The sequence below is a fragment of the Caulobacter sp. P1_B12_2 genome, assembly GCF_056406675.1.
The window spans coordinates 1-2,197 of the sequence record NZ_JBFTZS010000603.1 but is presented as its reverse complement, the minus strand read 5'-3'; the positions used below and the strand labels follow the sequence as shown (position 1 = coordinate 2,197).

The window sequence follows — 2,197 nt, the reverse complement described above, 5'->3', positions numbered from 1 at the left end:
TTCGGGATCCCTCTCTCTTAGAGAGAGGGAGGGGCCCGCCGCGAAGCGGTGGGAGGGTGAGAGGTTTCACCCTGTCCGATTTCACACCGACGCCCTGCCGGCACGCCGTCTGACGTCTAAACCCCTCATCCTCCCACCGCTTCGCGGCGGGCCCCGCCCTCTCCCTCTGGGAGAGGGTTTTGAGACGCTTATGCTSAGCGTRCRGCRARCAAACTCCRGYGATTTCAACRCCCTGAACTTTCTCGACCCGATCTTGTCCCCACYCTCCAAACCKSCCGTATCCTKRWCTCACCTCGACGCAGGGAAAGGGCGCATGGCCAGCGACCGATGCGGCGGCGRGGGGCGATCGAGCGGGGAGCTCTGTCGGCGGTTCTGTCGCGTGAGTTTGGCAGGATCAAACCCCATCCATCTGGTGCCGGCTGGGCRCGGAACACGGATACAGCGTTGGTTGGGGGCCGACTTTGCAGCAGGCGGGCGGACGACGCTCGCGGTCCGGGATCAGGCGCGTTGGCCTGACCCGCCCGTCGCGGGCTCCAAGGCGCGGCYCYAACAGGGCCTAGCGTTGAGGGCTGGCGRATAACGRTGGCGCGGAGCGSMAGGCTTCGTCGAAACGGTATTTCTCTAAAACACTCCGGACGGTGTCCGGCGCTCCGCGACCCTTTCCGATCMGCTCACAGCCGAAGGCGTGAGCTTGARAAGYCGTGCCCGCSAACACTTGCCCCCACCTGRCSGCTTCGCSGYCTGTCCGCCCCCRKRGGGGGCGGAGGCCGCCGCGCCAAGCACCTCTTCCCCCTGTGGGGGAAGACGACCGCGAAGCGGTCCGTAGGGGGCAAGGGATCGCCGCTTCAGCCTTTCAAGGCAGTCGCCACCACATCCCGCGCTTCGGCCTGCACCGACTTGAGATGATCATCGCCCAGGAACGACTCCGCATAGATCTTGTAGACGTCCTCGGTCCCCGACGGCCGCGCCGCGAACCAGGCGTTCTGGGTCGTGACCTTCAGGCCGCCGATCGCCTCGCCGTTGCCGGGAGCGGCGGTCAGGATGGCGGTGATCGGCTCGCCGGCCAGCGATTTCGCGGACACGTCGGAGGGCGCGAGCGCCCCCAGCCGCGCCTTCTCCGCCCGGTTGGCCGGGGCGTCGATGCGGGCGTAGGACGGGGCGCCGTATTGTTCGGTCAGGCCCGTATAAAGCTGGCTGGCGCTCTGGCCGGTCTTGCCCTGGATCTCGGCGGCCAGCAGGGCCAGCAGCAGGCCGTCCTTGTCGGTGGTCCACACCGTGCCGTCGCGGCGCAGGAACGAGGCCCCGGCCGACTCCTCGCCGCCGAAACCGACGGACCCGTCCAGCAGGCCCGGCACGAAGTGCTTGAAGCCGACCGGCACCTCCAAGAGGCGGCGGCCCAGGCCCGCGACCACGCGGTCGATCATCGACGACGACACCAGGGTCTTGCCGACGGCCACGTCGGGCCCCCAAGCCGGCCGGTTGGCGAACAGATAGGCGATCGAGGCGGCCAGGTAGTGGTTGGGGTTCATCAGCCCGCCGTCGGGGGTGACGATCCCATGGCGGTCGGCGTCGGCGTCGTTGCCCGTGGCCACGTCATAGCCCGCCCCGCCGGCCATGGCGTTGATCAGGTTGGCCATGGCCGCGCCGGACGAGCAGTCCATGCGGATCTTGCCGTCGTTGTCGAGCGGCATGAAGGCCCAGCGCGGATCGACGGTGTCGTTGACCACGGTCAGGTCCAGCCGGTGGCGGTCGGCGATCTCGCCCCAATAGCCGACGCTTGCCCCGCCCAGCGGATCGGCCCCGATCTTCACGCCGGCGGCGCGGATGACGTCCAGGTCCAGGATGGTGGGCAGGTCGTCGATATAGTGGGCCAGGAAGTCGTAGCGCCCGGCGCCGGCCCGGGCGCGTTCGAACGGGATGCGCCTGACGTCCTTCAGCCCGCCTTCGAGCAACTGGTTGGCGCGGGCGGCGATCACCGAGGTGGCGTCACCCCCCGCCGGGCCGCCGGAAGGGGGGTTGTACTTGATGCCGCCGTCGCGCGGCGGGTTGTGCGACGGGGTCAGCAGGATGCCGTCGGCCTGGCCCGGGTGCGTGCGGTTATGGCGCAGGATGGCGTGCGAGACCGCCGGGGTCGGGGTGAAGCCGTCGCGCGAGTCGATCAGCGTCTCGACGCCGTTGGCGACCAGCACCTCCAGCG

General features: G+C 69.3%; 1 protein-coding gene and 1 pseudogene. One reads left to right on the top strand and one right to left on the bottom strand.

Annotated features, from left to right (window positions below):
* Positions 1-87: 87 nt before the first annotated feature.
* Positions 88-183 (top strand): annotated as a pseudogene (locus tag AC1DZ6_RS23895) (hypothetical protein); the annotation flags it as partial.
* Between the two features lie 662 nt (positions 184-845).
* Here AC1DZ6_RS23895 and AC1DZ6_RS23890 read toward each other — a convergent pair.
* Positions 846-2,197: phosphoglucomutase, alpha-D-glucose phosphate-specific (locus AC1DZ6_RS23890; RefSeq protein WP_477099594.1), on the bottom strand; the 1,352-nt coding region annotated here is incomplete at its 5' end.